The sequence below is a fragment of the Saccharothrix hoggarensis genome, assembly GCF_042678885.1.
In the GTDB taxonomy this organism is placed as follows: domain Bacteria; phylum Actinomycetota; class Actinomycetes; order Mycobacteriales; family Pseudonocardiaceae; genus Actinosynnema; species Actinosynnema hoggarensis.
In genome coordinates this window covers 1-26915 of sequence record NZ_JBHTLK010000014.1, presented here as the reverse complement: position 1 = coordinate 26915, position 26915 = coordinate 1, and the positions used below count along the sequence as shown (strand labels likewise).

At 70.6% G+C, this 26915-nt stretch carries 17 protein-coding genes and 1 pseudogene; 7 read left to right on the top strand and 11 right to left on the bottom strand.

Annotated elements, in window-relative coordinates:
- Positions 1-9: 9 nt before the first annotated feature.
- Positions 10-1353: an extracellular catalytic domain type 1 short-chain-length polyhydroxyalkanoate depolymerase gene (locus ACFQ3T_RS05220; RefSeq protein ID WP_380720396.1), complete on the bottom strand. Its 1344-nt coding sequence runs from the start codon at positions 1351-1353 to the stop codon at positions 10-12.
- A 153-nt stretch (positions 1354-1506) separates the two neighbouring features.
- Here ACFQ3T_RS05220 and ACFQ3T_RS05215 point away from each other — a divergent pair, with 153 nt between their 5' ends.
- Positions 1507-2469, top strand: coding sequence for a PaaX family transcriptional regulator (locus ACFQ3T_RS05215; protein ID WP_380720393.1), 963 nt, complete (start codon positions 1507-1509; stop codon positions 2467-2469).
- A gap of 6 nt (positions 2470-2475) precedes the next feature.
- Here the strand turns inward: ACFQ3T_RS05215 and ACFQ3T_RS05210 are convergent, their stop codons facing one another.
- The 3 genes from ACFQ3T_RS05210 to ACFQ3T_RS05200 form a co-directional block, all read right to left on the bottom strand.
- A complete protein-coding gene (locus ACFQ3T_RS05210) occupies positions 2476-3585 on the bottom strand; it encodes a ricin-type beta-trefoil lectin domain protein (RefSeq protein ID WP_380720390.1) in 1110 nt (369 codons plus the stop codon).
- Between the two features lie 206 nt (positions 3586-3791).
- On the bottom strand, positions 3792-6173 hold the full coding sequence (locus tag ACFQ3T_RS05205) for an RICIN domain-containing protein (RefSeq protein WP_380720388.1): 2382 nt from the start codon (positions 6171-6173) through the stop codon (positions 3792-3794).
- Between the two features lie 64 nt (positions 6174-6237).
- Positions 6238-7428 (bottom strand): mandelate racemase/muconate lactonizing enzyme family protein, encoded by a 1191-nt coding sequence (locus ACFQ3T_RS05200; protein ID WP_380720385.1) that lies wholly within the window; start codon positions 7426-7428, stop codon positions 6238-6240.
- A 298-nt stretch (positions 7429-7726) separates the two neighbouring features.
- Here ACFQ3T_RS05200 and ACFQ3T_RS05195 point away from each other — a divergent pair, with 298 nt between their 5' ends.
- Entirely contained in the window at positions 7727-8782 is a 1056-nt protein-coding gene (locus tag ACFQ3T_RS05195) for a LacI family DNA-binding transcriptional regulator (RefSeq protein WP_380720382.1), read from the top strand.
- A gap of 173 nt (positions 8783-8955) precedes the next feature.
- On the opposite strand, the pseudogene ACFQ3T_RS05190 reads toward ACFQ3T_RS05195, so the two are convergent.
- A pseudogene (locus ACFQ3T_RS05190) lies at positions 8956-10317 on the bottom strand (RICIN domain-containing protein); the annotation flags it as partial.
- A 183-nt stretch (positions 10318-10500) separates the two neighbouring features.
- Between ACFQ3T_RS05190 and ACFQ3T_RS05185 the strand changes: the two are divergent.
- Positions 10501-11460: a glycoside hydrolase family 95-like protein gene (locus tag ACFQ3T_RS05185; RefSeq protein WP_380720379.1), complete on the top strand. Its 960-nt coding sequence runs from the start codon at positions 10501-10503 to the stop codon at positions 11458-11460.
- Entirely contained in the window at positions 11408-12091 is a 684-nt protein-coding gene (locus ACFQ3T_RS05180) for a FadR/GntR family transcriptional regulator (RefSeq protein WP_380720377.1), read from the top strand. Before ACFQ3T_RS05185 ends, ACFQ3T_RS05180 begins: the two co-directional genes overlap by 53 nt.
- 29 nt (positions 12092-12120) lie before the next feature.
- Here ACFQ3T_RS05180 and ACFQ3T_RS05175 read toward each other — a convergent pair whose 3' ends face one another.
- The 6 genes from ACFQ3T_RS05175 to ACFQ3T_RS05150 form a co-directional block, all read right to left on the bottom strand.
- The gene (locus tag ACFQ3T_RS05175) at positions 12121-13674 is read right to left on the bottom strand and encodes a glycoside hydrolase family 43 protein (RefSeq protein ID WP_380720374.1); all 1554 of its coding nucleotides are present in this window, start codon (positions 13672-13674) and stop codon (positions 12121-12123) included.
- Positions 13675-13694: 20 nt separating this feature from the next.
- Complete coding sequence (locus ACFQ3T_RS05170; RefSeq protein WP_380720371.1) at positions 13695-14543, bottom strand: carbohydrate ABC transporter permease; 849 nt, start codon at positions 14541-14543, stop codon at positions 13695-13697.
- Complete coding sequence (locus ACFQ3T_RS05165; protein WP_380720368.1) at positions 14540-15490, bottom strand: carbohydrate ABC transporter permease; 951 nt, start codon at positions 15488-15490, stop codon at positions 14540-14542. Before ACFQ3T_RS05165 ends, ACFQ3T_RS05170 begins: the two co-directional genes overlap by 4 nt.
- Positions 15491-15494: 4 nt before the next feature.
- Positions 15495-16760 (bottom strand): ABC transporter substrate-binding protein, encoded by a 1266-nt coding sequence (locus ACFQ3T_RS05160; protein ID WP_380720365.1) that lies wholly within the window; start codon positions 16758-16760, stop codon positions 15495-15497.
- Positions 16761-17080: 320 nt separating this feature from the next.
- A complete protein-coding gene (locus ACFQ3T_RS05155; protein WP_380720362.1) occupies positions 17081-18463 on the bottom strand; it encodes a glycoside hydrolase family 43 protein in 1383 nt (460 codons plus the stop codon).
- A 43-nt stretch (positions 18464-18506) separates the two neighbouring features.
- On the bottom strand, positions 18507-20156 hold the full coding sequence (locus ACFQ3T_RS05150) for a glycoside hydrolase family 27 protein (RefSeq protein ID WP_380720359.1): 1650 nt from the start codon (positions 20154-20156) through the stop codon (positions 18507-18509).
- 923 nt (positions 20157-21079) lie between these two features.
- Here ACFQ3T_RS05150 and ACFQ3T_RS05145 point away from each other — a divergent pair.
- From ACFQ3T_RS05145 to ACFQ3T_RS05135, 3 genes are all read left to right on the top strand, one after another.
- On the top strand, positions 21080-22465 hold the full coding sequence (locus ACFQ3T_RS05145) for an endo-1,4-beta-xylanase (protein ID WP_380720459.1): 1386 nt from the start codon (positions 21080-21082) through the stop codon (positions 22463-22465).
- A gap of 86 nt (positions 22466-22551) precedes the next feature.
- Positions 22552-24075 (top strand): non-reducing end alpha-L-arabinofuranosidase family hydrolase, encoded by a 1524-nt coding sequence (locus ACFQ3T_RS05140; protein ID WP_380720356.1) that lies wholly within the window; start codon positions 22552-22554, stop codon positions 24073-24075.
- A gap of 75 nt (positions 24076-24150) precedes the next feature.
- Positions 24151-26253: a family 43 glycosylhydrolase gene (locus ACFQ3T_RS05135; RefSeq protein ID WP_380720353.1), complete on the top strand. Its 2103-nt coding sequence runs from the start codon at positions 24151-24153 to the stop codon at positions 26251-26253.
- Positions 26254-26915: the final 662 nt, after the last annotated feature.

Here is a 26915-nt window from a genome sequence, read left to right as displayed (position 1 = left end):
CTCGTCCCGTCAGGCGGTGGCGCAGGCCATGCCGTTGAGGGTGAAGGACGCGGGTTTGGCGGTGTTGCCGTTGTGGGTCGCCTGGAAGCCGATCCCGATGGACGCGTTCGGTGGGATCGAGGCGTTGTAGGCGACGTTGCGCGCCGTCACGTGGCCGGAGCTGGGCGAGTAGGTGGCGCTCCAGCCCGATGTGATGGTCTGGCCGGCGGGCAGGGTGAAGGTCAGGGACCAGCCGTTGACCGCCGTGGCGCCGGTGTTGGTGATGGTGATGCTCTCGGTCAGGCCGGTGTTCCACGCGTTCACGGTGCTGGTGACGCGGCACGTCCCCGGCGGCTGCACGGTCGTGGTCGTGGTCATGGTTGTGGTGGAGGTCGTTGTGGTGGTGGTGCTTGTGGTGGTCGACGTCGGGTCGACCGCGCGGTCCAGTCCGAAGAACGCGATGGCCTGGGCGGCCATGCCGCCGCTCGGCAGGGTGTGCCCGGCGCCTTGGACGCTGTACGCCTCCACCAGCGTGGCGCCGGCGGAGTTGTTGTAGCGGTGACGGTTCCAGTTGGTCTGCGGGGTGTCGGTGGACGACGGCGTCTGGCTCAGCCCGAAGACGTTGGTCCACTGCTCGATCGACTCCTGGAGCAGCGCGTACGGCACGAGCGTGTCGTTGGTGCCATGCCACAGCTGGACTCGCGGACGCGCGCCGGTGTAGCCGGGGTAGGCCTGGCGCACGGCGTCACCCCACTCCTGCGGGGTGCGGTTCGCCCCTCCCCCGCCCGTGCACCTGCTGCTGCCGGGCGGGAAGTCGGCGGCGTTCGCGAAGCAGTTGAAGGGCACGCCCATGAACGCCGCCCCGGCCTTGAACACGTCCGGGTAGAGGGCGAGCATCTGGTTGGTCATCATGCCGCCCGACGAGGAGCCGGTGGCGAAGACGCGGTTCGGGTCGCCGCCGTAGCGCTGCTGGACGTAGGTCACCATCGACACGAGGGAGACGGGATCGCTGCCACCGCCGCGGCGCTTGGCCGCGTCGGACCAGGTGTCGAAGCACTTGCCGAAGCCGGCTTCCTGCTGGGCGCTGGGGTAGATGACGACGAACCCGTGCCGGTCGGCCAGCGACGCGAACTCGCTGCCCGAGTAGAAGCCGGGGCCCGAGCCGCCGCAGCCGTGCATGGCCACGACGATCGCGGGGTTCGCCGGGCGGACGTCCGGCACGTACACGTGCATCCGCATGCCGCCGGGGTTGGCGCCGAAGCCGGTGACCTCGGTCAACGACGCCGCGGACGCGGGCGTGGGCACGGCGGTGACGAGGCCCGCCACGACCAGCGACGCCGCCGCGGCGACCAACAGGCTCGGTGTGACCTTCATGCGCTCGACTCCCTCGGTTCGCGCACGGATAGGTGACACTTAGAGTGTCGACAGACTCAAAAACTGTCAATCGACCGTCTCGACAGCCCGGTTCGCGCCGACCGGGGCCGGTTACAGTCGGCGCGACCGCCACCGAGTCGCACCGGAGCCGCCGTGACCAGCCCGTACGACATCGACGAGATCTTTCCGGGCGACGACGTCCGGCTGCCCCGGCGGCAGCACGGCAACTCGCCGCAAGGCCTGACCGTGACCCTGATGGCCGACTACACGCTGCGCACCCGCGCCTGGCTGCCGTCGGCGGCCATCGTGGCCCTGCTCGCCGAGGCGGGCGTGAGCCAGGCCGGGGCTCGCGCCACCATCAGCCGGCTCGCCCGCCGCGGCGTGCTGGAAGGCAGCAAGCGGGGCCGCCACAGCTCCTACCGGCTCACGGCGGCCGCCGCGCACAACCTCGCCGCCGGCGGCCGGGCGATCGCGTCCGCCGCCACCACGGCGTGGGACGGGCACTGGACGCTCGTCGCGTTCTCCCTGCCCCAGGAGGACGTCACCCGGCGGCGCGAGCTCCGGGGCCTGCTGCGCTGGCTCGGTTACGCGCCCCTCTACGACGGCCTGTGGATCTCGCCGCGCGAACTCACCGACAAGCTCGGGGCGCACCTCGTGGACGTCGGGGGCGTGACCGTCTTCCGCGCGCGCCACGTCGACGTCGGCGCCACCGGCCGCGCCCCCCTCGACGCCTGGGACACCACCGCCATCACCCACGACTACGAGGAGTTCATCCGGCGCTGGAACGCCGTGCTGCCCGACATCCGATGCTCCCGGATCACCGGCCCGGAGGCGGTGCGCGCGCGGACCGAGGTCATGGACACCTACCGGCGCCTCCCCATCCTCGACCCCGGCCTCCCCCTCGACCTGCTCCCGCCGGGATGGCCGCGCGAGCCCGCCCGCGACGTGTTCAACGCCGTCTACGACGGCCTCGCCGCGCCCGCCCAGGAGCACGTGCGCGCCGTCGCCAGCCGCTTCACCACCGACCCGCTCCCCGACGTGCGGGCCCACACGGTCGCGGACCTGCTCGCCGGGGTGGTCGACGTTCCCGAACCCGTCGCCGGACGAGGCCGCTGACCCCGCTCAGGCCGGGACGCGCAGGGTCCACTGCTGGTTCGGCTGGCCGGTGCACGTCCACAGGACCAGCTTGGCGCCGTTGGCGGTGCCCAGGTTGTGCGCGTCGAGGCACAGGCCGGACTGCACGCTGGTGATGGTGCCGTTGGCGTTCACGTTCCACTGCTGGTTGGTGTCGCCGTGGCAGTCCCAGGTGACCACCTGCGTGCCGTTGGTCGTGCCCCGGCCGTAGGCGTCGAGGCACTTGGAGCCCAGCACGACGAGCTGCCTGGACGAGTTGTGCGTCCACGCCTGGTTGGGCTGGGTGTGGCAGTCCCACAGCTGGAGCTGCGTGCCGTTCGTCGTGGTCGAGCCCGGCACGTCGAGGCAGCGTCCCGACGGCACGCCGACGACCTGCCTGCCCGACGAGGCGACCGGGCTCCCGATGCTCCCCGGCACGGCGCGCAGCGCGGCGTACCAGGTCGCGGCCATCTTGTCGTAGCCGGTGGCGGTGGGGTGGACGCCGTCGATCAGGTCGGCCGTCGTCAGCGCGGCGTGCATGTCCACCAGGCGCACCCGCTTGCCCGCGTTCACCTTGCCCTGCACGATGCCGGGGATCGCGGCGTTGTAGGTCCGGGCCGCGGCCTCCTGCCCGGCGTTGGCCAGCGGGATGATCGTCGCGACGAACACGTCGGCGTTCGGCACGGTCGCCGTCACGCGGTCGATCAGCGCCGACAGGCGGGCGGGCGCGGTGGCCACGTTGTGGTTCTGCAGGATGTCGTTGGTGCCGATGTGCAGCAGCACCGTGCGCGGGGTCGTGTTCCGCAGCCAGGTGACGACGTTCGCGTCGACCTGGTCGATGCGCCAGCCCGGGTGGCCCTGGTGGTCGTGGTCCCCGAGCGAGGCGGGACCGTTGAACTGGGAGCCGACGAAGTCCACCCGGTAGTTGCCGGCGCCGAACCGCTGCCACAGCCCGATCCGGTAGCCGCCGGGCACCTGCGTGCCCTCGGTGATGGAGTCGCCCAGCGGCATGACGCGCACCCCGCCGTTGGACTCGGCGGCGGCCGGACCGACCGGCAGCACCGCGGCGGTGATCAACGCCGCGGCGCAGGCGGCGAGTCTCCGGAAGCGTGGTCGCATGTGTTCTCCTGGTTGGAGGTCATCGGCGCGGAAGTCGGGAGCGCGCTCCTCGTGGCGGCCGAGCCAGCTCTTGTTCGCGCTCACATGCCGCGCCCACATCGGACGATCTGGTGCCCGGAGTCTGTGAGCGCGGCATGTGGAGTGGCAAGGTTGCGGCAACGTTAGCGTTCACATTGGGCTGTTGAGACGGCGAACGGCCCAACGGCTCAGGCGCGCACGCCCCACTGCTGGTTCGCGCCGCCGTGGCACGACCAGAGGTGGATCAGGGTGCCGTTCGTGGTCCCGTTGCCGGCGGCGTCGAGGCACAGCCCGGACTGCACGCCGGTGATGGTGCCGTTGGCGTTGAGGTTCCACTGCTGGTTCGCTTGTCCGTTGCAGTCCCAGATGATCGCCGCGGTGCCGTTGGCGGTGCCCTGGCCGCTGGCGTCGAGGCACTTGGCGCCGTTCACCACGAGTTGCCTGCCCGCTGTGTACGTCCACCGCTGGTTCGCGCCGCCGTTGCAGTCCCAGAGCCGTGCCTGGGCGCCGTTGCCGCTCCCGGCGGCGACCTCGACGCAGCGGCCCGACTGGCCGCCCACGAGCAGGCCGTTCTGCGGACCGCCGCCGCTGCCACCGGGCCCCGCGTTCGCCATCACGGCCTGCGCGCCGGACGGCCAGTTCCCGTTGGCGACCGTGACGTTGCCGGACACCACGTTGCCGCGGTCGCCGTTGGTCACGTTGGTGCTGCTGTTGGTCGACCAGTTGTCGGTGACCGTCCAGTTGCCCATGTTCTCGCCGCCCCAGTAGTTGGCGGTGGCCCACGTCCCGGTGGCGGAGAAGACGTTGTTGGTCACGGTGTAGTAGCGGGAGCCCTCGTCGAAGTAGACGCCGAAGTGGCCGTTCGTCCGCTGGCAGTGGTTGCCGCTGATCATCGCGTTCGGGTTCCACGCGAGGGTGTAGATGCAGCCGCCGTCGTTCATCTGCTGCATGACGTCGTGGATGTGGTTGTTGGTGAGCCGGTTGTTCGACGCCGTGGTGGGGGTCGTGTAGCGCGGTTGGTGGTTGTACAGGCCGCGGTTGGCGTAGTGGTTGCTGCCGCCCGCGTCGTTGGCGCCCCAGCCGTACCCGCTGGACATGCCGGAGTACGGCATGTTGTAGACCTCGTTGTGCGCCACGGTCGCGGTGCTGACGTAGGTGTTGAGGACCGAGACGTTGCCCCGGTACTCGACGCCGAGGTCGTGGATGCGGTTGTGGCTGACGGTGATGTCGCGGTTGACCATCCGCCGGTCGCCGGGGTGGTGCGCGTCGGCGCGCACCCCGCCGACCACGATGCCGCCGGCCGAGCCGCGGGCGATCTCGGACCGGGTGACGGTGACGTTGCTCGCGCCCAGCCCGACCCCGCTCGCGTGGGCGTTGGCGTCGTTGCCGATCCCGATGGCGGTCTGCCCCAGGTTGACGAACCGCGAGTCGCTGAACGTGATGGTGTCGGCGGCGGACACCTGCACCGCCGCCGGCATCTGCGACCAGTGCGGCCGCGCGGCCTCGAACTGGGCGCAACCGTTCTGGCACGAGGTGATCCGGTCGGCGGGCCAGTTCCAGTTGCCCGCCAGGTACGCGCCGGTCTGCTGGTCCGCGTAGCCCTGGTTGCCGCTGGGGCCCAGCCAACTGGTGCCGGTGAACGTGATGCCGCTGAACGAGATGTGGTGGGCCGGGGCGTCGTACGTGCCGCCGACGTTGACGAGCGACTGGAGCACCGGCAGCTCCACGGCGGCGGTGCTCATGCTCTGCCCGGCCAACGGGATGTAGGACAGCGCGCCGGTGGCGGGGTTGAGGTGCCACTCCCCCGGCGAGTCCAGGAACTCGTAGGCGTTGGCCAGGTAGAAGGGGCCCGCCCGGTGCGGCGCGGCGAGCGTGTCGTACCCGAAGGTGTTGTTGTTCCAGGCGGGTTGTTGCATCGTCAGGAAGTTGCCGCTGATGCTCTGCACCGGCGAGTACCGGTCGGTGAACGAGTTGACGCTCTCCACCTCGACGCGGTTCTGGTTGGCGAGGTTGTTCAGGTAGCCGAGCGTGGTGTTGGAGAACCGCATGCCGGTGCCGGTGAACGTGAAGTCGGCGCGGTTGACCTGCGTGCGCGCACGGGTCGCGATCGCGCCGTTGACGTACAGCTGCCGGGAGTCGATCCCGGTGGGGACGTTCGCGCGCCAGATGTTCCGGCCCGCGTCGACGACCGACCAGCCGGTGACGGCGCGGGCGCCGCTGATCACGGGACGCGCGGACGGGGCCGCCTGCCACAGCACGCGGTAGCCGTTGGAGCCGGAGTCGGCCGCGGTCAGCCGCAGCGGCTCGGACAGCCGGTACGCGCCGTCGGCCAACTGCACGACGATGTCACCGGACATGGCGTCGTTCAACGACCGCACCGCGGCCTGGGCGGCCGACAACGAGCACGGCTGGGTGGCGGTGCAGCCGGTGCCTGCGCCGGACGGGGACGCGTGGAGCGTGGTGGTGGCGGCGTGCGCGGGAGGGGCGAAGGTCACCACCGCCGCCAGCACCGCGGCGGCGGCACCGGCCGAGGCCGACCTCCGCACAGCAGGGGACGAGGACGCGAGCACGTGGACCTCCTGGCATCGGGGTGGTGCGGCGGTCGGACGGGGTGGCGGCCCCGGCGGGGGTCGATCAGGACGGCAGCGGGTTCAGGCGGTCGGGCGGGACGGCGACGCCCGGCGTCACCGCCAGCAGGCGGTGCCCGGCGCGTTCCGGCCGGACGTGGGGGCTCCCGGGCGCCGGAGCGGTCGGGCGGAGGTGGGACGCGGCGACCGCTTCCTCGTCGACGCGGAGGCCCAGCCCCGGGCTGTCACCCAGGACGAACGCGCCGTCCTCGACGTGGAGGTCGAGCGTGAGGCCCGACGGCGGCCGCAGGTCCTGCAGCTCGGTGACGAGGTGGTTCGGCACCGACGTCGCCGCGTGCAGCAAGCCCACCGGCGTGGCGCCGATCGGGCTCACCGGCAGGTCGTGGGCGTGCGCGAGGGCCGCGACCCGCAGGAAGTGCGTGACGCCCCAGCCGGCCCCCGCCTGCACGACGTCCACCGCTCCCGCCGCGATCAGTGGCCGGTACTGCTCCAGCCCGGTGAGGTTCTCGCCGCTCGCGACCGACGCCCGGACCCCTCGGCTGACGGCCGCGTGCCCCTCCACGTCCCACCGCCTGACCGGCTCCTCGACCCAGATCAGGTCGAGCGTGCGCTCCAGTTCGCCGACGTGGCGGACGGCCTGCTTGCGGGTCAGCGCCTCGTTGACGTCGAGCATCAGCCCCGGCCGCGTCCCCGGCCCGGCGGCGGTGAGCACGTCGCGCACCAGGATGAGGCGGTCCCGGTCCCGCTCGACGTCGAGGCCCCCCTTGATCTTCGCGACCTTCAGGCCGTGAGCGGCGTAGGTCTCGTACGCCGCCACCAGTTCGTCGTCGCCGAGCCCGATGTCCAGACCCGAGGCGTAGGCGGGCACGCGGCGGTCGCGTCCGCCGAGCAGTCGCCACAGCGGTTCGCCGACGGCCTGCGCCTTGATGTCCCACAGCGCCGTGTCGAGCGCGCCGATGGTGCCGAACACCGCGCCCCCGTGGCCCGCCTTGAACACCTGGCGCAGCATCCGGTCGTAGAGCGCGGTGACGCCGCGCGGGTCCTCGCCCTCGACGGCGGCGAACACGGACTCGATCTCGACGTGCGACCCGAGGCCGACGCCGGTGATCCCCACGTCCGTCTCCACGACGACGAGCGGCACCCGGATGACGCCGTCGGCGAAGACGCCGTTGGCGTCGCCGACCGGCCTGCCCCAGTCCTGGACGGTGGTCAGGGTCCGATAACCGGTGATGCGCATGGTCAGCCCTTCGTGGCTGCGGCGCTGACGCCGTCGGCGGTCCGGCGCCGCGGGACTGTGGCCGAGGCGATCCGGAGCAGGGACGTGGAACCACTTCGCAGCGTACTGATTTCAGGCCCTCCAGGGAACGATGAGTAATACTTACCCCGATCAGCCGCCGCAGGACGTCTCCGTACTTGACGCCGCAGCAGGACAAGAGCTGTGATGGCAGGCAAGACCAAGGCCTGGATGAGTCGGACTCATCGCCACGGGAGCCGGTTCGCCGGACCGGGGCCCACCAGCCGTCGGGAGGTCCGCGGTGCGCGCACGACGGGTCACGTTGGCCGACGTCGCCAAGGTGGTCGGCGTCTCCCAGACCACCGTGTCCCTGGTGCTGTCGGGGCGCGGCCGGGACCTGCGCATCTCCGAGGAGGTGCAGCGGCGGGTCCGCGCGGCGGCGACCGAGATGGAGTACCGCCGCGACCGGACCTCGCTGGGGCAGCGCGGGACGAAGACGCGGACGATCGCGCTCCTGTCCGTTTCGGCCGCCGGCTCACGGCTCGCCGGCGACGTGGTCGCGGGAGCGCGCGACGCGGCCCGCCGGCACGGCGTGACGTTGCTGTCGGGCGAGACCGAGGGCGACGCCGGACTGGAACGCGCGCTGATCGAGACCGTGCGCGGCTACGCCGTCGACGGGATCGTCCTGGCCTCCGCGCACACCCGGACGATCGGCGTCCCGGCCGGGCTCACCGCCGGCCCCGCCGTGCTGCTCAACGCGGTGCCCCGGGAACCGTCGCCACTGCCGTCCGTGCTGCCCGACGAAGTCCGCGGCGGACGGTCGGCCGCACGCGTCCTCCTCGACGCGGGCCACGGCGAGGGCATCCACGTCATCGGCGCCCGCCCGGACGGCGACGACGTCCCGCCCGGCCGGTCCGCCGCGGCCGACCGGCTCACCGGTGTCCGCCGGGAGCTGGGCGAGGCGGGCGTCGAGGTGGAGAGCGGCCGCTCGTGCCGGTGGTGGTTGCCGGCGCACGGCTTCGACGCGACCCGCGACCTGCTGCGCACCCGGCGCCCCCGCGCGCTGATCTGCCTGGACGACCGGCTCGCGTTCGGCGCGTACCAGGCGTTGCAGGACGCGGGCCTCGCCGTGCCGCACGACGTCTCCGTGGTCTCCTTCGACGACCACCCGGTGGCCGCGTGGCTGCGGCCCGGCCTCACCACCGTCGCCCTGCCGCACCACGAGCTGGGGGCGAAGGCCGTGGACCTCCTCTTCGCCGAGGACGAGCCGCACGACGGGGATCGGCCGGACCTGGGCCGGCGCCACTACGTCCCGATGCCGGTCCGCGAGCGCGACTCCGTCGCACCGCCTCGTTGATGTCGCGACCGCCGCCCGATGTCGCGTCGCCTCACTCATGTCGCGACGGCCGCCCGAAGTGGCGCCGCCTCGCTCATGTCGCCCCCCGGCTTCGTTGATCGCCGACCGGAACCGGGTTCCCGCCCCCGACGTGACGGGGCGGGAACCCGGAGCAGCGCGACCCGGTGCGGTCAGAACTGGGAGATGAACCTCCACGCCTCGCCCTTGGTCCACGTCCGGACGCCGCTCTCGGCGTAGGTGCCGTCGACCGGACCGGGCATGTGGCCGTTGTCGAACGCGGCCCACTGCACCGGGTAGCCCGCCCGGCACGAGTACGTGGTGGTGATGTGGCTCATGCTGCCCTGCGCCGGCTCACGCGGGGTCTGCGGCGTGCAGCCGTTGTTGGCCACGAACCGGTCCCGCAGCGACCGTCCCATCGAGATGTTGAGGACGTTGTCGGTGAGGCCGTGCAGGCCGAAGTACGCGATGGGCTGGCTGCCGCCGCTGCACCCGCTCAGCTGGGCGCCCGCGTAGACCACGACCGCGCGGAACACCGTCGCCCGGGCGCACGCGAGCGCGTAGCTCATGCCGCCGCCGTAGCTGAAGCCCATGGCGAAGCGGAGCTTCGGGTCGACGCACAGGTCGGCCTCGATCCGCCGGATCATGTCGTCGACGAACGTGACGTCCTCGCCGCCGGAGTTGGCCCAGCCGTTGCCCAAGCCCTGCGGCGCCACGAGGATCGCGCTGTTGTTCGACTGCTCCTGCATCCCGTAGTACGACCACGCGGTTCCGCTGGTCCCGCCGGAGGAGACGTCGTTCATGGTGCCGCCGCGCCAGTGGAAGCCGAAGATCAACCGGTACGGGCGGTTGTAGTCGTAGCCGTCGGGCACCCGCAGGATGAAGCTGCGGCTCTTCCCACCGCTCTGGATGGTGTGCGTGCCGCTGCGCAACGTCGGCGCCTTGCCGCAGCCCGTGCCGCCGGGATCGCCGCCGCCCGACACCTTGGCCAACAGCCACTGCTGGTTGGCGCCGCCGTGGTCGGTGTACTGGACGACGTTCGCGTTGTCCGCGGTGGACGCGCCCTGCACCTCCACCGCCTTGCCGCTGTGGCGGGCGATCAACCGCACGTGGCCGCCGTCGGAGTCGGCCAGGCGGAACTGCTGGTTGGTCCCGCCGTGGTCGGCCCACTGCTGGATGGCGGCGCCGTCGGCCGTCGAGGAGCCCGGCACGTCGAGGACCTTGCCGGAGTGGCGGGACTTGAGCCGGTAGTAGCCGCCGCCGGAGTCGACGAACTGCCACTGCTGCTGGTTGCCGTCGTTGCGGGTCCACTGCGTGATGCGCGCGCCGTCGTTGGTGGCGAGGTTGTACACGTCGAGCGCCTTGCCGCTGTTGCGGTTGACCACGACGTACCAGGCGGTCGTGTCGACGGTCGCCGCCGACGCGGGCGGCGGGTTGACGGCGGCGAGCGTGCCGGCCGTGAGGACCGCCGCCAAGGTCGCCGTCACCGGACGTCGCCGGCGTGTCTGTCGGGAGGCGGATGCCTCACTGGTTCTCATCGGGAACTCCTTCGGTTCGAGGCAAGGTCCGAAGGCTCGTCGCGGGCGGCGGCGGCGCGCGGGCCGGGAACTGCAGTGCTACCAACGCCTTCCCGGCACCGTAACCACCGAGGACAGTGAGCGTCAACGCTCAAGGCTGCTAAAAATGTTAGCGCTAACGCCGAAGGCGAACGAGCGAAATAGTTGCGTTGTAGCCTCGCTTTCTCGCCGTCGAATACGGGGTTCGACGCGGTCACACTGAACGGATGTTGTTATCGCTCACTCCCCACCGTTCCGCGTGATTGCCGGCCCGGTTCGCCGCCGGCTACGTTGCGCCAAGGCTCCATCGGAGCCGGGGACGTTCTGCCGCCCACGTGGCCGACCGGGAGCGCAGCCGGGCTGCGCGGCCGTGGCGGGTACACCGTCGCCGGCGCGTGGAGCGGCGGTTGGCCGAGCGAGCTGTCCGTCACCCTCGATCGCGACGGCCTCGTCAAGATCCGCAGCCGGGCGTCCACCGGGGCGTTCGACCTGCGCGACGAGACCGGTGGCACCCTGGTCCAGCCGGAACGGGTCGAGCCCGACCTGGTCCGGTTCGCGGGGCAGGCCGGTCACACCTACCGCGTGACGTCCTGGGCACGGCCGCCACTGGTCGAGCCGGGTCTGCCCTACCGCCTCGTGGCGCAGCACAGCGGGAAGCGGGCCGACGTCATCGGCGCTTCGACGTCCCCCGGCACCGTCCTGGTCCACGGCCACTACCGACGACGCCCGCATCTCGCAGTGGACGGCCACCGGCAGCCCAAACCAGCGCTTCAAGCTGCAACGCGTCCGACCGTCCGCCACCGGCCATGGCGAGGGACAAACCCGCTGGTCAGAGCCCTTATCGTCACGTCGCCGATGAGTAGTACTCATTCCCGTCACGTCGCAGCTGCGGCCGGCCGATCGGAGGTAAGCTGGCCGGACGGTGTTGAGCCGTCGTCGTTCGCAGGCGGCCCGTCACGAAGGAGCGGCGTTGACGGATGGCGCACTTGCGCCGGGAGACCCGACCGGCGCGTCTCCCGAGCGGCAGGACACCACCCAGGCGACCGGTCCGTACCGCCCCGGCTACGAGTTGGTGGCCGAGCAGATCCTCCAGCTCATCGCCCGGTTGGAGCTGCGGCCCGGTGACCGGATGCCGACCGAGAACGAGCTCGCCGCGCGGATGGGCACGAGCCGGACGGTGGTCCGGGAAGCCGTCAAGATCCTCTCCGCGATCGGACGGGTGCGGGCGCACAAGGGCCGCGGGCTCTACGTCGCCGACGACGAGGGCATGCTCGGCTCGTCCCGGTGGGGCGGGTTCTTCATGCCGACCGACCTCGACCACGTCTACATGCTGTTCGAGTTCCGCCGGGTGCAGGAGACGGCGGCCAGCCGGCTGGCCGCGATCCACGCGACACCGGCCGAGCTGCGCGCCATCGGCGACGCGGCCGAGACATGTCGGCAGGGCCACGTGACCGACCAGGTCGCCCTGTTCGACCGCGGCGACGACGAGTTCCACCTCGCCGTCGCCGCCGCGTCGCACAACCAGTTCCTCGTGGCCGCGGTGCGGGAGGCGCGCCGCCTGCAGCGCCAGTCCAGCACGATCGGCCTGCACGGCACCGTCGGCGGGCACGCGGCGGAGGCGGTCGAGGAGCACCTCGCCATCTACCACGCGATCCGCGACGGCGACCCGGAAGCCGCCGCGCGGGCCGCCGGCCTCCACATCGACAACACGCTGCAGGACTACCGCAGCGAGATCCAGCGCCGCCTATTCGGCTGACCCGGCGCCGACCTTTCGCGGGTCCGCGGTCAGGAGGGCTCGGGGTCGTCGAGCGGGCCGTGGTCGAACCAGTCGAACCACGCGGTGCCCTCGGTGACGTACATGCCGATCACCCGCCCGGTGAACCCCGTCGCGACCTCGGTGGACAGGTACCGGCCGTCCAGCTCGGCCAGCGGCTCCGGGTCCTCGCCGACGTGGAACGCGAGGTAGTCGGGTGCGGCGACGTGCAGGCCCGACCGCCTCTCCTCCCCCGCCGTCCACTTCCGGGCCGACCGGGTGGTGATCACGAGGGTCACCGGGCCGGGGACCACGGCACGCGTGGCCACGACCTGCCGCACCGGGCCGATGCGGGCGATGACGGCGGCCTGCCCGTCGGCCACCTCCAGGTCGTAGTGGTGGCCCTCGTCCAGGCGCACCGACAGGCCCGCGCGACCGGGGCCGTGGTCCAGCAGCACCGCGGTCCGGCTCTGGAGGTGCTGCTGGCGTCGGCCGATGAACGTGCAGCCCGGTTGGTCCAGCGTGGGGCCCGTGGCGTGCAGGGCGAGCCACCCCGGCCGCTCGGTCAGCGACCAGGAGCCGTCCGGGCGGGACCGCGGCGAGATCCACCGGGGTTCGAGGTCGGGGGCGTCGAAGTCGTCCCGCCGCGGGGCGGCCTCCGGCGGACGCGCGCCCACCGGCGCCCGGTCCCGCTGGTTGACGGGACCGACGCGCGGCCAGCCGTCCTCCCACCGCACGGGCGTGAGGAACGTTTCCCGGCCCAGGACGTGGAACTTGGGGCTGTAGCCGACCGGGCGGGTGGCCAGCAGCACCATCCACCAGTCGCCGTCCGGGGTGGTGACGAGGTCGGCGTGGCCGGTGCTCTGGATCGGGTGGTTCGTGCTCCGGTGGGTCAGGAGCGGGTTGGCCGGCGCCGGTTCCCACGGGCCGAGCGGCGAGCGGGCGCGGGCCATCGCCACGGTGTGGCCGCGTTCGGTGCCGCCCTCGGCGATCATGAGGTACCACCAGTCCCCGACGCGGTACAGGTGCGGCGCCTCCGGCCACTGCAAGCCGGTCCCCTCCCACGCGGGGAACGGCCCCTCCAGCACCTTCCCGGCCTCGGGGTCGACGCGGGCGACCTGCACGCCGTTGAAGGTCGGTCCGTGGGCGCCGGCGAAGGCGCACCAGCAGTTGCCGTCGTCGTCCCAGGCCAGGTCGGGGTCGATACCGGGCAGGTCGAGCCACACCGGCTCCGACCACGGCCCTTCCGGCCGTTCGGCGGTGACGACGAAGTTGCCGCCGTGCGAGACGTTCGTGGTGATCATCCAGAACCGGCCGTCGTGGTGCCGGATCGTGGGGGCGTAGATGCCGTCGGACGCCATCGCGTCGGCCGGGAGCGGGAGTTGGGACGGGCGGTCGAGGACGTTGCCGATCTGCCGCCAGTGCACCAGGTCCCGGCTGTGGAAGACCGGCACGCCGGGGAAGTACTCGAAGCTGGAGCACACCAGGTAGTAGTCGTCCCCCACCCGGCACACGCTGGGGTCGGGGTGGAACCCGGGGATCACGGGGTTGTCGTAGAACGACACCTCGGACTTCGGTGAGATCATGGTTCCCCCTTGTGGTGACGTCAGCCCTTGAAAGCGCCGTCGAGGATTCCGGCGACCATGCGGCGGCCGACGATGACGAACAGGACGACCAGCGGGACCGTCGCGAGGAACGACCCCGACATCGCCAGACCCAGGTCGACGTCGTAGCTGTTCTGCAGCGCCTTGATCGCGATCTGGGCCGTGTAGCGCTCGGGCGACTTCAGCACGATGAACGGCCACAGGAAGTCGTTCCACGCCGTCACGAACCCGAACAGGCCCAGCACGAACGCCGCCGGCCGCACGATCGGGAACGCGATCCGCCAGAACACCTGCCACGTGCTCGCGCCGTCGATCCGCGCCGCCTGCGTCAACTCGTCGCTGATCGTGGCGGAGATGTGCTGGCGCATCCAGAAGATCCCGAACGCGCTGGCCAGCCCCGGCACGATCAACGCCTGCAACGTGTCGACCCAGCCCAGCTCCGACATGATCAGGTACTGCGGGATGACCGAGAGCTGGGTCGGCACGGTCATCGTGAGCACCACGACCAGGAACAGGGTGTTGCGGCCGGGGAAGCGGAGCTTGGCGAAGGCGAACCCCGCCAACGCGCACAGCAACGCCTGCCCCACGCCGATCGCGGTCGCCACGGCGAGGCTGTTGAGCAACGACTGCACGAACGGCACCGTCTCCAGCACCAGGCCCGCGAGCTCGAGGAAGTTGCCGCCCGGCACCACTTCGGGCGGCATCCGCGTCGCCGTGGCGGTGTCGGTCGTCGCGACGATGAACATCCAGTACAGCGGGAACAGGCACACGACGGTGGCCGCCGCCAGCAGCAGGTAGGTCCACCAGCGGACCCGGTCGACGGGCCGGTGGCGCGGTGCGGTGCTCGTCATCGGTCCGCCTTGATCCGGGTGGACAGCAGGTAGTTGATCGCCGCGATCGCCACGACCATGGCGAACAGCGCCACGCCGATCGCCGAGCCGTAGCCGAACTCGAACTGCCCGAAGCCCTGCTCGTACAGGAACAGCGTCAACGTCTGGCACTGCCGCACCGCCCCGCACGTCAGCGGCGCGCCCGAGGCGATCAGCAGGGGTTCGGTGAAGATCTGCAACCCGCCGATGGTCGACGTGACGACCGTGAAGATGATCACCGGCCGCAGCGACGGGACGGTGATGTGGCGGAACCGCTGCCACGGTCCGGCGCCGTCGATCGCCGCCGCCTCGAACACCGACCGCGGCACCGACTGCAGCGACGCCAGGTAGAGCAGCGTCGTGTAGCCGAACCACCGCCAGGTCACCATCGTGGCGATGAGGACGTGGCTGCCCCACGTCGACTGGACGAAGTCGACCGGCGCCACGCCGACCAGCCCGAGCAGCCAGTTCAGCAGCCCGTAGTCCCGGTCGAACAGCTGCGCGAAGACGATCGCCGTGGCCGCCACGGAGGTGATGTAGGGAACCAGCACCGACATGCGGAAGAACAACGCGAACCGCAGCCGCGCGTGGTTGAGCACGTGCGCCAGCACCAGCGCCAGCAGCAGCTGCGGCACGGTGGACAGCGCCCAGATGCTCAGCGTGTTCCCGGTGGCGTTCCAGAACCGGGGATCGGCGAACATGCGGGTGAAGTTGTCCGCCCCGATGAACACCTGGTCGCCGATGGGGTTCCAGTCGAACAGGGCGACGTAGAACGTGAAGGCGAACGGGAACAGCCCGAACACCCCGAAGATGACGAAGAACGGGGCGATGTAGGCGTACGGGGCCAACCGCTCGCCCAGGCCCCGGGCCTTCGGGGCGGCGGGCGGCGGCAGTGCGGCCGAGGGCGCCGGCGTGAGCGTGGCGGTCACGGCGTCACTCGCCGATGGCGGTCTTGATGTTGCGCACCGCGTCGTCCCACGCCGTGGCCGGGTTGCCGCCGCTCTGCTCGACGTTGGTGATGGCGTTGAGGAACTCCTGGCCGATGGCCGCGCTGTCGGGGCCGATGTAGAACGGCTTCAGGCCCAGCAGCGAGTCGGTGTAGATCTTGCCGGTCGGCGCGTCGGAGAAGAACGGGTCCTTCGCGTCGGTCAGCTTGGAGTCCTGGTAGACCGACGGCGTGGAGGGCAGCGCGCCGACGCGGGAGAAGTGCTCCAGCTGCCCCTGGGGCGACTGCATCTCCTTGATGTAGTTCCACGCGGCCTGCGGGTTCTTCGCGCGCTTGGGGATGGCCAGGTAGCTGCCGCCCCAGTTGCCGGAGGCGCCGGGGATCTTGGCGATGTCCCACTTGCCCTTGGTGTCGGGGGCGGTGCTGCGGATGCTGTTGAGCATCCACGACGGCGCGGACACGGCGGCGTACCCGCCCTGCGCCATGCCGGCGCTCCACGCGCTCTCGAACGACGACTGCCCGGCGGTGATCCCGGCCGTGGCGGCCTTGATGCCGAGGTCGAACGCCGCCTTCACCTGCGGGTTGGTGGCGTAGACCAGCTTGCGGTCCTCGCTGTAGTACTTCTCCGAGACCTGGTTGACCGCCTGGTAGAACACGCTGGTGGCCGCGTTGTCGGTGAACGCCTTGCCGGTGGCCTGCTTGTACCGCTTGCCGGTCTCGATGAACTCGTCCCACGTCGGCCACAGCGCGCTCACGGCCTCGCGGTCGGTGGGCAGCCCGGCGGCGGCGAACAGGTCGGTCCGGTAGGCCACGGCCATGCCGCCCACGTCGGTGGGGACGCCCAGCACCTCGCCGTCCTTGGCGACGCTCTGCTTCCACACCCAGTCGAGGTAGTCGCCCTTGATGTCGTCGGCGCCCAACGTCCGCAGGTCCACGAAGTTCTGCGGCTGCTCCACGAACTGCGGCAGGTTGTCGCCCTGGATGAGCACCAGGTCGGGCACCTTCCCGCCGGCCAGCGCGGTGGTCAGCGACTGCGCGGTCTCGGTCGAGGAGCCCACCTCGGTGAGCTTGATCCGGATGTCCGGGTGCTTCGCCTGGTACGCGTCCACGGTCAGCTTCTGGTTGATGGCGGCGAACGACCAGAACTCGAACGACTTGTCGTCCCCTCCCCCGCCGCCCCCCGTGCCGGGTGTGCAGGCGGCGAGGAGGGCCAGGACCGCGACGGTGCGGAGAACGGGCAAGCGGAGTTTCACGACGCTTCTCCAAGTGTGCGAGAACAGGCGGCACCGCCACCGTGCGGTGTGCCACCGCAGGCCGGCGATCGCGTGAACCGGGTCGAGCGCCCGCCGCACCGTGCGGCCGAAAGTTTCGCTCTCAACTCCGATTGTTAGCGCTCACGACAGTAAGGTGTGTCACAACCGTCGTCAAGAACACTTGGCGCGCCTGGTAAACACCGAGTCGATCTCGCCTCGGTGGACGCCCCTCGACTCCCTTTGTGAACGCGAACTATCTAAGCCCGCACGGTGGTCGCGGGTCGGCGCTCGCCCGCTGGCCCGCGACCACCGCACGCCCGCTACGCCGTGAACTGCCACCAGTTGACGTTGAAGAGGTAGCCGCTGCCGCCGGTGAACCGGAGGTAGAGGTCACGGGTGCCCGTCGCGCCGCCGACCGGGCAGGAGACCGTGGTCCAGTTCTGCCAGCCGCCGGTGCCGGACACGCCGCAGCGCCCCACCACCGCACCGCTCGGGCCGTCCAGCCGGACCTCGATCGCGCCGCCGGCGGCGGCCGAGGCGACCCGCGCGCTGAACGTCCTCGCGCCCGTGCCGAACGCGGCCCCCTTCACCTTGACGTAGTCGCCGTTCTCGATCCAGCCGACGTTCATGCCGCCCTCGGACGACGGTTCCGTCTCGATGCCGGAGCCCCACGCGATGGTCTCGGCCTCCTGGCGGACGAACGGGTTGAGCGTGCCCGCCTGCGGCGCTCCGCCCGTGGTCATGGTGATGGTCGGGATGGTCCCGTCGGCGTTGTAGCCGAACCTCTCCACCGCCACGGACCGGGTGAAGCCGCCCCCGCCCGGCAGGGCGCCGTTGTGGTAGAAGAAGTACGAGCTGCCCTTGAAGTCGACGATGCCCGCGTGGTTGGTGAAGCTGCTGCCCTGCGTCGGCATGACCGTGCCGCGGTAGGTCCACGGCCCGGTGGGGCTGGGCGCGGTGGAGTAGGCGATGAACTCCGAGCAGCACTTCGCCGCGAACACGTTGTAGTACAGGCCGTTGCGCTTGTAGACCCACGGCCCTTCCTCGTAGAGCGTGGGCCGACTGGCGTCACCGGTGCGGGAGCCGAAGCCCGCCGTGGTGAGCGGGATCTGCGTGGGGCTGCCCGAGAAGGACGTCATGTCGGCGTTGAGCCGCACGTACCACAGGTTCGGGTTGCCCCAGTACAGGTACGCCTGGCCGTTGTCGTCGATGAAGACGGTCGGGTCGATCTCGCCGTTCTCCACCAGCGGGCGGCCGAGCGCGTCGCGGAACGGGCCGGTGGGGCTGTCGGCGACCCCGACGCCGATCGCCATCCGGCCGGTGGCGCGGTTGACCACCGGGACGTACCAGTAGAACTTGCCGTTGCGCTGGATCGCCTGGCCCGCCCACGCGTCCTGCTTGGCCCAGGCGAACGTGCCCAGGTTCATCGGCGAGCCGTGGTCGGTCCAGTTCACCATGTCGTCGGAGGACCAGACCCGCCACTCCTTCATGGTGAACCAGGTCGAGCCGTCCTCGTCGTGCCCGGTGTAGAGGTAGACGCGTCCGTTGTGGACCAGTGGCGCCGGGTCGGCGGTGTAGATGTGCTGGACGATGGGGTTGTCGGCCTTGGCCACCGCGGGGGCGAGGGCCAGGGCGCAGAGGATCGCGGTGAGCAGGGCGCCTGCCCGCCGCCTGACAGCCGCGGACGACAGCGTGGGTTTCATGAGGTCAACCTCCGGGAGGGACATCGGCGACGGGGGCTGTGCGTCAGGCGCGGGTCCACTTCTGGTTGTCCTGCCCGTTGCAGGTCCAGAGGATCAGGGCGGACCCGTTGGCGGTGCCCGCCTGGTTGACGTCCAGGCAGAGCCCGGACTGGGCGTTGCGGAGGGAGCCGTCGGCCTGGAACGTCCAGCGCTGGTTGGCCTGGCCGTTGCACGGCCACGTGATCACGCGGGTGCCGTTCGTCCTGCCCTGGTTGTAGGCGTCGAGGCACTTGTCGCCGAAGACTCGGACCTCGCCGTTCGCCCACGTCGTCCACAGCTGGTTGGCCGCGGTGTGGCAGTCCCAGATGAGGGTGGCCGCGCCGGAGGCGGTCGAGGCGTTGTCCACGTCCACGCAGCGGCCGGAACCGGTGCCGCGCAGGCGTGACGTCGTGGAAGCGGACGGGGCGCCGCCGGACACCCGGTAGACGGCCGAGCCGTGCGCCGGGACGCTCGCCGAGATCTGGCCCGTGCTGCCGGACGTCGCGCCGGTCCACAGGTCGGTGAGGGTGAACGAGCCGCCGGTCAGGCCGACCTGCGCCGCGGTGGTGGTGATGGTGCTCGTCGCGCTGCCCCGGTTGATCAGGCCGACGGCCACCGAGCCGTCCGACAGTGCCTTGGCGAAGACCTCGGTGTTGCCGTCGTCGCGGACCCGTCGACCGCCCGCGCCCAGCCGGTCCTGGTTGACCGCGATCAGCCGCGGGTTGCGCAGGACCGCGCTGATGTCGGACGACATGGTGCGGATGTCGTTGCCCGCCATGAGCGGCGAGGCCATCAGCGCCCACAGGGCGAAGTGCGTGCGGGACTCGGTGAGGGTCAGGCCGGGCCGGCCGACGACGAGCATGTCGGGGTCGTTCCAGTTGCCCGGACCGGTCTGCGCGGCCAGCGGCGCGGTGACGTCGAGGACGTTGCCGACGCCCATCGGGTAGCTGTTGGTGTTGCCGTTCTGCCAGATGTCCAGCAGGTCCTCGGTGGTGCGCCACAGGTCGGCGACCTCGCCCCAGTCGTACTTGTCGCCCGTCGGCGCGTGGAAGCTGTTGGAGTTGATGCTGTAGACGATCGGGCGGCCGGTGGCGCGCAGCGCGTCGCGCATGATGGTGAACCGGGCGACCTGCTCGTCGCGGGTGCCGCTGCCCGAGCACCAGTCGTACTTCAGGTAGTCCACGCCCCAGGAGGCGAACGTGCGGGCGTCCTGGACCTCGTGGCCCTTGCTGCCGGTGGCGCCGGGGTGGGTGCCGACGCCCTGCGCGCAGGTCTTCTCGTTGGGCGCCTGGTAGATGCCGAACTTCAGGCCGCGGGCGTGGATGTGGTCGCCGAGCGCCTTCATGCCGCTGGGGAACTTCGTCGGGTGGGCGCGCAGGTTGCCCGCGCTGTCGCGGTTCGGGTCGAACCAGCAGTCGTCCACGACCACGTACTGGTAACCGGCGTCGCGCATCCCGGAGGAGACCATCGCGTCCGCGGCCTGCCGGACCTGCGCCTCGGTGATGCCGCAGCCGAAGCTGTTCCAGCTGTTCCAGCCCATCGGCGGGGTGAGCGCCGGGCTGCCGGGCGCGGCCTGGGCGACGGGGGCGGCGACCGGGGCCGCGGTGAACACCCCCAGCGCCGTGACGGCCGCCAGGGCCAGGTGGAGGAGTCGTCCACGGGTACGGGTGGGCATCATCGCCTCTTTCCGCTTCGACGAGGACGCCGCCGACGTCGCACCGCCGGCAGCGCGGGTCACGGGGGTCGGGAGGTGGAGCGCGCCGCTCGTGGAACCGTCGAAGCCGAACGACACCGCGCCTCCACCGGGGGTCGGCGGACGTGCGAGGGCTGCCCGGCGGCCGGGCGCCGTCGGACGGCGAGGTGGTGCGGCGGGGTCGCGTTCAACGCGGGCGGACGCGGTTGAGCGTGCCTCTTCGGATGCGGAGCGGCCTTGACTGCCACGCCAATGTAGCCACGTCGCCGCAGCGTGGTCAAAGCTAAAGTGTGAGCGTTAACTTTAGCGACTACCGTTGCACCACAACGGTACCGAGCCGAGTTCTCGGCCACCTGCGCACCCCGTCGGCTTTGTGCGCGAATTGCTCTGTTCAGCCCCTTGAACAGGGCCAAGGCCTTCGCCGCGACTCCGCGAGAGTTCGTCGCCGCTCACCGCGCCGCCGCGAGGAGTGTTCGAGCTCCCGCGTCACCAGGTCGGCACGAGCTAAAATGTTTGCGCTAACTTTAGCGACCGCGGCACGGAATCCCGTCGAACGCCGTTCGACCTGGCCACGCCGCCCCCACAAGGCCACCACGCCGCCCGAACGGCCTAATGTCGAGACGACACCGCCGCCTACCTGCACGAAACTTATTCGTAACGTCTTGACCGTCCGTGGGGTCATCCTCCACAGTCTGAGAGGCACGGCGCGAACTCACCGCGTCGACTACTGCGACTCAATGCCATCACATTTGCATCGAGCTTTGTCGATCCCGAGATTGTTAGCGCTAACACTCCCCCGAGGACACCCGATGAACCATTCGACACGAGCGGTCATTCGGCCGGCGCCCGCGCGTCGACCGATAACAACGGCGTTGCTGCTCGTCGTGGGACTCGTCGCCACCCTGATGGCGGTGGCGTTCGACGGCCGGGCCCTGGCGGGCACGACGCTGGGCGCCTCGGCGGCGGAGAAGGGCCGGTACTTCGGCACCGCCGTCGCGGGCGGGAAGCTCGGCGACAGCGCCTACACGACGATCCTGAACCGCGAGTTCAACAGCGTCACCGCCGAGAACGAGATGAAGATGGACGCGACCGAGCCCAACCAGGGCCAGTTCACGTTCGCCGGCGGCGACCGCATCGTCAACCACGCCCTCAGCCGCGGCATGAAGGTGCGCGGCCACACCCTGGCGTGGCACTCCCAGCAGCCGGCGTGGATGCAGCGCATGGAGGGCTCGGCGCTGCGCCAGGCCATGGTCAACCACGTCAACCGGGTCGCGTCCCACTACCGGGGCAAGATCCACTCGTGGGACGTGGTGAACGAGGCGTTCGCCGACGGCACCAGCGGCGGGCGACGCGACTCCAACCTGCAGCGCACCGGCAACGACTGGATCGAGGTCGCGTTCCGCACCGCGCGTGCCGCCGACCCCGGCGCGAAGCTCTGCTACAACGACTACAACACCGACGGCATCAACGCCAAGAGCACCGGCATCTACACCATGGTGCGCGACTTCAAGGCGCGCGGCGTCCCGATCGACTGCGTCGGCTTCCAGGCGCACCTCACCAACTCCGCGCCGAGCGACTTCCAGGCGAACCTCCAGCGCTTCGCCGACCTGGGCGTCGACGTGCAGATCACCGAGCTGGACATCTCCGGCTCCAACCAGGCCAACGCCTACGCCACCGTCACCCGCGCGTGCCTGGCCGTCGCCCGTTGCACCGGCATCACCGTCTGGGGCATCCGCGACAGCGACTCGTGGCGCACCGGCCAGAACCCCCTGCTCTTCGACGCCGCGGGCAACAAGAAGCCGGCCTACACCGCCGTGCTGAACGCCCTCAACGAGGGTTCCGGCCAGCCGGGGCTCATCGACACGACCGCCTGGTACGTGCTGGTGAACCGCAACAGCGGCAAGGTGCTGGACGTCTACAACCTGGCCACCAACGACGGCGCGCGCATCACGCAGTGGACCCGCAACGACGGCAGCCAGCAGCAGTGGCAGTTCGTCGACTCCGGCGGCGGCTACTACCGGGTGAAGTCGAGGCTGTCGGGCAAGGTGCTGGACGTCTACAACTTCTCCACCGCGGACGGCGCGGCCATCGTGCAGTGGTCCGACGGCAACGGCACCAACCAGCAGTTCCGGCTCGCCGACTCCGACGGCGGCCACGTCCGCCTGATCAACCGCAACAGCGGCAAGGCGGTCGAGGTCCAGGGCGCGGCCACGAACGACGGCGGCAACATCGTCCAGTACACCGACTGGGGCGGCGCCAACCAGCAGTGGCAACTCGTCCGCGTCGGTTGATCCGACACGGTTTCCGGTGCACGGTGGGCGACCGCCCGCCGTGCGCCCGTCCGTCATCCCCCACCTCGAAGAAGAGGAGCACGCCCATGGCCGGGTCAGGCCAACACCCGCCCACCACCGTCAGGCGAGCCCGCCGCGGCCGCACCCTCGCCGGCGCCGCAGCCGTCGTCACCGTGCTGCTCGGCGGCCTGCTGACGGCGTTCGGCGCGACGACCGCGTCGGCGGCGACCGTGGACACCACCGCCTGGTACGTGCTGGTGAACCGCAACAGCGGCAAGGCGCTCGACGTCTACAACCTCGCCACCAACGACGGCGCCCGCATCACCCAGTGGACCCGCAACGACGGCAACCAGCAGCAGTGGCAGTTCGTCGACTCCGGCGGCGGCTACTACCGCCTCAAGTCCCGTCACTCGGGCAAGGTGCTGGACGTCTACAACTTCTCCACCGCCAATGGCGCGGCCATCGTGCAGTGGTCCGACGGCAACGGCACCAACCAGCAGTTCCGGCTCGCCGACTCCGACGGCGGCCACGTCCGCCTGATCAACCGCAACAGCGGCAAGGCGGTCGAGGTCCAGGGCGCGGCCACGAACGACGGCGGCAACATCGTCCAGTACACCGACTGGGGCGGCGCCAACCAGCAGTGGCAGCTCGTCCGCGTCGGCAGCGGCAACCCGACCACCACGACGACCACGAACCCCGGCACGTGCTCCCTCCCGTCGACCTACCGCTGGTCGTCGTCCGGGGTGCTGGCGCAGCCGCGGCCGGGGTGGGTCTCGCTGAAGGACTTCACCTACGTCCCCTACAACGGCAGGCACCTGGTCTACGGCACGACGCACGACACGGGCACGAGCTGGGGCTCGATGAACTTCGGGCTGTTCAGCAACTGGTCCGAGATGGCCTCGGCGCCCCAGCAGGCCATGAACAACGGCACCGTCGCGCCCACGCTGATCTACTTCGCCCCCAAGAACACCTGGGTGCTCGCCTACCAGTGGGGCGGGACCGCGTTCACCTACCGGACGTCGACCGACCCCACCAACCCGAACGGGTGGTCGGCGCCGCAGGTGCTCTCCACGGCCAGCATCACCGGCTCGGGGACGGGCCCCATCGACCAGACGCTCATCGGTGACGACACGAACATGTACCTGTTCTTCGCCGGTGACAACGGCAAGATCTACCGCCAGGTCATGCCGCTCGGGAACTTCCCGGGCAGCTTCGGCTCGTCCTACACCACGATCATGAGCGACACGACGAACAACCTGTTCGAAGCCCCTGAGGTCTACAAGGTCAAGGGCCAGAACCAGTACCTCATGATCGTCGAGGCGATCGGGGCCAACGGGCGCTACTTCCGCTCGTTCACGTCCGGCAGCCTGGGCGGTTCGTGGACGCCGCAGGCCGCCACCGAGAGCAACCCGTTCGCGGGCAAGGCCAACAGCGGCGCGACCTGGACCAACGACATCAGCCACGGTGACCTGGTCCGCGCCACCGCCGACCAGACCAAGACCATCGACCCCTGCAACCTCCAGCTCCTCTACCAGGGGCGCAGCCCCAACTCGGGCGGCGACTACGGTCTCCTGCCCTACCGACCGGGCCTGCTGACGCTGCAGCGCTGACCGCCCCCGGCGCCCCGCACACCCGTGCGGGGCGCCGGGCCGCACGCCGCTCGAAGCGGCGGGTAAGGAGCAGTCATGTCCGCCCCCGATGGGCTCCCCCGGCGCGTCGCGCGCAGACGTGGCCGGTTGTCGCGGACGGCCGCGGTGGTGGCCGCGGTCGTGCTCGGAGGTGTGATGGTCGTCTTCGGCTCGGCGACCAGCTCCGCGGCCACCGTCGACACGAACGCGTGGTACGTGCTGGTGAACCGCAACAGCGGCAAGGCACTGGACGTCTACAACCTCGCCACCAACGACGGCGCCCGCATCACCCAGTGGACCCGCAACGACGGCAACCAGCAGCAGTGGCAGTTCGTCGACTCCGGCGGCGGCTACTACCGCCTCAAGTCCCGCCACTCCGGCAAGGTCCTCGACGTCTACAACTTCTCCACCGCCGACGGCGCGGCCATCGTGCAGTGGTCCGACGGCAACGGCACCAACCAGCAGTTCCGCCTCGCCGACTCCGACGGCGGCCACGTCCGCCTGATCAACCGCAACAGCGGCAAGGCGGTCGAGGTGCAGAACGCCGCCACCAACGACGGCGCGAACGTCGTCCAGTACAGCGACTGGGGCGGCGCCAACCAGCAGTGGCAGCTCGTCCGCGTCGGCGGCGGGACCGAGCCCACCACCACGACCCCGCAGCAACCGGGCGGCCAGTACACCAACCCGGTGGTGTGGCAGGACTTCGCCGACGTGGAGGTCATCCGGGTCGGCGACGTGTACTACATGACCGCCTCGACCATGCACTACTCCCCCGGCGCGCCGATCCTGCGGTCGTACGACCTGGTCAACTGGGAGTTCGCCGGCCACTCGGTGCCGTCACTGGACTTCGGCACGAAGTACGACCTGACGAACGGGCAGCGGGCGTACGTCAACGGCATCTGGGCGTCGACGCTGCAGTACCGGCCGAGCAACCGGACCTACTACTGGGCCGGGTGCATCGACTTCAACGACACCTACATCTACACCGCGGCGAGCGTCGAGGGGCCGTGGAACCGGCACGCCCAGATCGACAACTGCTACTACGACGCGGGCATGCTGATCGACGACAACGACACGATGTACGTCGCCTACGGCAACGGCACGATCAGCGTCGCCCAGCTGTCCGCCGACGGGCGCACGCAGGTCCGCGCGCAGCAGGTGTTCCAGACCCCGTCGACCATCGGGACGCTGGAGGGCGCGCGGTTCTACAAGCGCAACGGCAGCTACTACATCTGGCTGACCCGCCCGGCGAACGGCCAGTACGTCCTGAAGGCGAGCAACCCGTTCGGCCCGTACACCCTGCGGCAGGTGCTGCTCGACCTGCCGGGCCCGATCCCCGGCGGCGGCGTGCCGCACCAGGGCGGGCTGGTCCAGACCCAGAACGGGTCCTGGCACTACATGTCCTTCGTCGACGCCTACCCCGGCGGTCGGGTGCCGGCACTGGCGCCGATCACGTGGACGGCGGACGGCTGGCCGACCCTCCAGACGGTCAACGGCCGGTGGGGCGTGAACTACCCCTCGCCGCTGCCGCCCCGTCCGGTCAAACCGCTCACCGGGTCGGACACCTTCGCGGGCACCGCCCTCGGACCGCAGTGGGAGTGGAACCACGACCCGGACACCAGCCGGTACTCGGTGAACAACGGGCTGAGGTTGCAGACCGCCACCGTCACCAACGACCTGTACGCCGCCCGCAACACGCTCACCCACCGCATCCAGGGACCGACGTCGACGGCCACCATCGAGCTGGACTACAGCACGATGCGCGACGGCGACCGGTCCGGCCTGGCCATGCTGCGCCAGTCCTCCGCGTGGATCGGCGTCAAGCGCGAGAACGGCCAGACCCGCGTGTCCATGACCACCGGGCTGGCCATGGACAGCAGTTGGCGCACCACCAGCACCGGCGCCGAGGCCGCGAGCGCCGCGGTCAGCGGCGGCCGGATCTGGCTGCGGGTCAACGCCGACATCCAACCCGGGTCCAACCGCGTCGCCCGCTTCTCCTACAGCACCGACGGCGTCACCTTCACCCCGCTCGGACCGGCGTTCACCCTGAACAACGCCTGGCAGTTCTTCATGGGCTACCGCTTCGGCATCTTCAACCACGCCACCCAGGCCCTGGGCGGCTCCGTCACCGTGCGCAAGTTCGACCTGACCACTCCCTGACCGACACCGAACCCGTCCCAGGCGGCGGTCCCGGCATCACGTGATGGCCGGGACCGTCGCCCTTTCGGTCTGCGCGGAACCGGCGGCACGTCGAAATCCTCGAAAGTTGTTTCGAAGTTTTGCGAAAAAATCTCGTCTTTTGGATCGTGCGACCGCAGATCCCACAGACCCGCCGAACTCGCCTCTGAACTGTGTCTTTATCGGTTGGCGAAGATCATGCTTAACCGGTTCGCCAAGGTTCATGCAGGTGAACGACGGCCCTACAGGAGGGGCGCACAAGCCTTGATCGGTCGAAGTGTTTCGGTTAATACTGCTTAACGTTTCGAACCGAACAGCGTGTGGCTACGGGAGGTCCCGGCCACACGCGCCGAGCGGACCATCGACCGCTCCGACCTCACCCGTCCCCACCCGCATCGTCGCGGGTGCTCCTCAGAAAGCGCCGAACATGACGCTGACAGCGAAGTCAGTCGCACGGGCCGCGCTCGTGTCAACCTTGGTCGCCGCGGCCACGGGCGCCGCGGTCCTCGTGGCGTCACCCGCCAGTGGCGCCGCCTCCACGCTCGCCGCGGCGGCCCAGCAGAGCGGCCGGTACTTCGGCACCGCGGTCGCCGCGAACAAGTTGGGCGACGCGACGTACGTCGGGATTCTCAACCGTGAGTTCG

Coding starts and splice junctions, on each gene's coding strand:
- ACFQ3T_RS05220 (WP_380720396.1), bottom strand. CDS start 1,353: ATGAAGGTCACACCGAGCCTGTTGGTCGCCGCGGCGGCGTCGCTGGTC.
- ACFQ3T_RS05210 (WP_380720390.1), bottom strand. CDS start 3,585: ATGCGACCACGCTTCCGGAGACTCGCCGCCTGCGCCGCGGCGTTGATC.
- ACFQ3T_RS05200 (WP_380720385.1), bottom strand. CDS start 7,428: ATGCGCATCACCGGTTATCGGACCCTGACCACCGTCCAGGACTGGGGC.
- ACFQ3T_RS05175 (WP_380720374.1), bottom strand. CDS start 13,674: ATGATCTCACCGAAGTCCGAGGTGTCGTTCTACGACAACCCCGTGATC.
- ACFQ3T_RS05170 (WP_380720371.1), bottom strand. CDS start 14,543: ATGACGAGCACCGCACCGCGCCACCGGCCCGTCGACCGGGTCCGCTGG.
- ACFQ3T_RS05155 (WP_380720362.1), bottom strand. CDS start 18,463: ATGAAACCCACGCTGTCGTCCGCGGCTGTCAGGCGGCGGGCAGGCGCC.
- ACFQ3T_RS05150 (WP_380720359.1), bottom strand. CDS start 20,156: ATGCCCACCCGTACCCGTGGACGACTCCTCCACCTGGCCCTGGCGGCC.
- ACFQ3T_RS05145 (WP_380720459.1), top strand. CDS start 21,080: ATGGCGGTGGCGTTCGACGGCCGGGCCCTGGCGGGCACGACGCTGGGC.
- ACFQ3T_RS05140 (WP_380720356.1), top strand. CDS start 22,552: ATGGCCGGGTCAGGCCAACACCCGCCCACCACCGTCAGGCGAGCCCGC.
- ACFQ3T_RS05135 (WP_380720353.1), top strand. CDS start 24,151: ATGTCCGCCCCCGATGGGCTCCCCCGGCGCGTCGCGCGCAGACGTGGC.